We start from the raw sequence: 3,750 nt of genomic DNA, 5'->3' as shown, positions 1-3,750 counted from the left end.
CGACCCCCTGGAACCCCCGTCACGACGGACGGGCCCGTGGGGCTTTACCTCACGCCGTAGAGGTGTTCCAGGGCCAGCTGGTCGAGGCGTTCGAAGGCGGCGCCGCGGGTGGCGAGGGCCTCGATGTCGGGGGACGCGTCGCGGACGGAGCGCCAGTCCTCGCCGTCGGCGAGGGTCGGGACGGCCAGCTCGTCGAGCTTCGCGTCGCGCAGGGCGTCCTGGACCTCGGGGTCGGCGCGGAAGGCGCGGGCCTTCTCGCGCAGGATCAGCCAGTTGCGCATGCAGGCCCGCGCCGACTCCCAGACGCCCTCGTCGTCCTCGGTGCGCGGCGGCTTGAAGTCGAAGTGGACCGGGCCGCTGTAGTCGCTGTTCTCGATGAGGTCGACGACCCAGAACGCGCCGCGCGCGTTGCCCGCGCCGAAGCGCAGGTCCTGGTCGTAGCGGGGGCCGTGCTGGCCGTTCAGGTCGATGTGGAACAGCTTGCCCTGCCACAGCGCCTGCGCGAGGCCGTGCGCGTAGTTGAGGCCGGCCATCTCCTCGTGCCCGACCTCGGGGTTGAGGCCGACGTTCTCGGACCGCTCCAGGGTCTGGATGAAGGCGAGGGCGTGGCCGATGGTGGGGAGCAGGATGTCGCCGCGCGGCTCGTTCGGCTTCGGCTCGATGGCGAAGCGCAGGTCGTAGCCCTGGTCGGCGACGTAGTCGCCGAGGACGTCGAACGCCTCCTTGTAACGGTCCAGGGCGGCGCGGACGTCCTTCGCGGCGCCCGACTCGGCGCCCTCGCGGCCGCCCCAGCACACATAGGTCTTCGCGCCCAGCTCGGCGGCGAGGTCGAGGTTGTCCATGACCTTGCGCAGCGCGAACCGGCGGACGTCGCGGTCGTTGGCGGTGAACGCGCCGTCCTTGAAGATCGGGTGGGAGAACAGGTTGGTCGTCGCGGTGGTGACGACCAGGCCCGTCTCGTCCAGGGCCTTCTTGAACGCGTCGATCTTCTCCTGGCGCTCGGCGGGCGAGGCGTCGAAGTCGAACACGTCGTTGTCGTGGAAGTTGACGCCGTAGGCGCCGATCTCCGCGAGCTTCCGGACGGCGCGGTCGGCGGGCATCGGCGGCCGGGTGCCGGGGCCGAACACGTCGACGCCCTGCCAGCCGACCGTCCAGATGCCGAACGAGAACCGGTCTTCCGGGACGGGCGTGTAGTCGCTCATGGGTCTCCTTGTCAGATCTGCGGGGCGGAGTCGCGCAGCGCGGCGTAGCGCGCGCGGACCGGCTCCGCGTCCGCCGCGCGGTCGGTGGTGTGCTCGGTGGCGGGCGGCGCGGGCCAGCGCGGCGGCTCCGGCGTGCCCGCGAGCGCCCAGGCCGCCTGGCGGGCGGCGCCGAGCGCGACGTATTCGGCGGGCTCCGGGACGGTGACCGGTGTACCCAGGATCGCGGGGGCCAGTGCCCGGACGGCCTCTGACCGCGCGCCGCCGCCGATGAGCAGGGTGCGGCGGGGCACGACGCCCTGGGCGGCGAGATGGCCGACGGCGTCGGCGAGGGAGCACAGCAGCGCCTCGACCGCGGCCCGCGCGACGTTCTCGCGGGTGGCGTTGGACGTGGTGAGGCCGGCGAGCACCCCGGTGGCGTCGGGACGGTCGGGGGTGCGCTCGCCGTCGAGGTACGGCAGCAGCGTCAGGCCGCCCGCGCCCGGCTCGGCGGCGAGCGCGAGCGCCGACAGCTCCGCCAGGCTCGCGCCGGTCATGGACGCGGCGGCCGACAGGATCCGGGCGGCGTTCAGCGTGCAGACGAGGGGCAGGAACCGGCCGGTCGCGTCGGCGAACCCGGCGACCAGGCCGGACGGGTCGGCGGCGGGGGCGTCGGCGACCGCGAACGCCGTCCCGGACGTGCCGATCGACACCACGACGTCGCCGGGCTCCAGCCCGAGGCCGAGCGCGGCGCCCATGTTGTCGCCGGTGCCGGGGCCGAGCGCCGCGCCCCAGGACGTCTCGCCGACCGCCACGCCGGGGGCGGCGACGCGGGGCGGCTCGGCGTCGCGGCCGAGCGCGGCGCGCAGCAGGTCGGGCTGGTAGGTGCCGGCGGCGGGGGACCAGTAGCCGGTGCCGGACGCGTCGCCCCGGTCGGTGACCGGTTCGCTCGCGCCGAGCCGCCAGGTCAGCCAGTCGTGCGGGAGCATCACCCGCTCGGTGCGGCGCGCGTTCTCGGGCTCGTGCTCGGCCATCCAGCGCAGCTTGCCGACGGTGAACGAGGCGAGCGGCACGCTGCCGGTCCGCTCCGCCCACGCCTTCGGCCCGCCGTGCTCGGCGACCAGCGCGCGCGCCTGCGGCGCGGAGCGGGTGTCGTTCCACAGCAGCGCGGGCCGCACGACCTCGCCGGCGCCGTCGACCGCGACCATGCCGTGCTGCTGCGCGGCGACGGCGACCGCGTCGGCCCGCTCCAGCACCTCGCGGACCCGCGCCAGCGCGTCCCACCAGTGCCGGGGATGGCACTCGGTGCCGTCCGGGTGGGGCGCCGACGCCTGCGCGACGACGGTGCCGTCCCCGGCGCGGCAGAGCACGACCTTCGTCGACTGCGTCGACGAATCGACGCCCGCCACCAGGGTCTCGGCCATGCGCCCTCTTTCGTAAAGAGTTTGGACTAATTAACGTAGCAGATGACATCGCCCCTGCCCAGGCACCCGATTGAATTAGGGTTGGTTCATGACGAAGTCCGGGAACGCCCCCGTCCGGCACGCGACGATGCGCGGGCGCAACCTCGCGGTCGTGCTGGAGCACATCGCCCGGCACCAGCCCGTCACCCGGGCCCGGCTCGCCGAGCTGACCGGCTTCACCAAGACCACCGTCTCCAACCTCGTCGGTCTGCTGGAGGGGGCGGGCCTCGTCCGCGACGGCGCGCCCGTGCACGAGGGGGAGCGCGGCCGGCCCGGCGTCGGCGTGTCGATCGCCGGGGACGGCGCCGCCGGGCTCGGCCTGGAGGTGAACGTCGACTACCTCGCCGCCTGCGTCCTCGACCTCGGCAAGCAGGTCCGGTACCGGCACGTGGTCAGCGCCGACAACCGCGGCCGGCCCCCCGCCGACGTCCTCGCCGCGCTGTCGGCGCTCGCCGCGGAGGCCGTCGCCGCCGTCGCGGGCCAGGGCCTCGCGGTCGCCGGCGCCGCCGTCGCGCTGCCCGGCCTGCTCGACCGCGAGCACGGCGTCGTCCGGCACGCCCCGAACCTCGGCTGGGCGGACGTCCCCGTCGCCGTGCCCACCGGCCCGGCGCCGCTGCCCGCCGAGTACGACAACGAGGCGAACCTCGCCGCGCTCGGCGAGCTGTGGTTCGGGGGCGGCGCGCGGCTCGGCGACTTCGTGCACGTCTCCGGCGAGATCGGGATCGGCGCCGGCATCGTCGTCGACGGCCGGGTCTTCCGCGGCGCGCACGGCTTCGCCGGCGAGCTCGGCCACCTGGTCGCCGACCCGTCCGGCCCGCCCTGCTCGTGCGGCGGGCGCGGCTGCCTGGAGCAGATCGCCGGTCAGGAGGCGATGCTGCGCGCCGCCGGCATCCCGCAGGCGAGGACGGTCACCGGCCCGGACGGCTCGGTCAACGCGCTCCTCGACCGGCTGAACCGCGGCGACGCCGCCGCGCTCGCCGCGGTGGACCGCGCGGGCCGCGCGCTCGGCGGCGCGCTCGCCTCCGTCGTCAACCTCGTCGACCCGGACGCGATCGTCCTCGGCGGGGTCTTCTCGCCGCTGGCCGCGTGGATCCGGCCGCCGCTCGAAG

Annotated in this window: 3 protein-coding genes; 1 reads left to right on the top strand and 2 read right to left on the bottom strand. The window is 75.5% G+C overall.

Annotation, left to right across the window (positions count from 1 at the left end):
- Positions 1 to 44: 44 nt before the first annotated feature.
- Positions 45 to 1,202 (bottom strand): xylose isomerase, encoded by a 1,158-nt coding sequence (gene xylA, locus ABZ914_RS48375; RefSeq protein WP_500201359.1) that lies wholly within the window; start codon positions 1,200 to 1,202, stop codon positions 45 to 47.
- A gap of 11 nt (positions 1,203 to 1,213) precedes the next feature.
- Positions 1,214 to 2,602, bottom strand: coding sequence for a xylulokinase (gene xylB, locus ABZ914_RS48370; protein WP_500201358.1), 1,389 nt, complete (start codon positions 2,600 to 2,602; stop codon positions 1,214 to 1,216).
- 88 nt (positions 2,603 to 2,690) lie between these two features.
- On the opposite strand from xylB, the gene ABZ914_RS48365 reads away from it, so the two are divergent.
- Positions 2,691 to 3,750, top strand: a 1,060-nt coding sequence (locus ABZ914_RS48365; protein ID WP_500201357.1) for an ROK family transcriptional regulator, incomplete at its 3' end; no start/stop codon positions are given.

It is taken from the genome of Spirillospora sp. NPDC046719, assembly GCF_040645715.1.
Taxonomy (GTDB): domain Bacteria; phylum Actinomycetota; class Actinomycetes; order Streptosporangiales; family Streptosporangiaceae; genus Spirillospora.
Note: the sequence above shows the minus strand (reverse complement) of the source record. Positions and strands in the feature narration are given on the sequence as shown.

What these genes read in the sequence shown, in the direction of transcription:
- xylB (WP_500201358.1), bottom strand. Translation starts at nt 2,602, where the DNA reads ATGGCCGAGACCCTGGTGGCGGGCGTCGATTCGTCGACGCAGTCGACG.
- xylA (WP_500201359.1), bottom strand. Translation starts at nt 1,202, where the DNA reads ATGAGCGACTACACGCCCGTCCCGGAAGACCGGTTCTCGTTCGGCATC.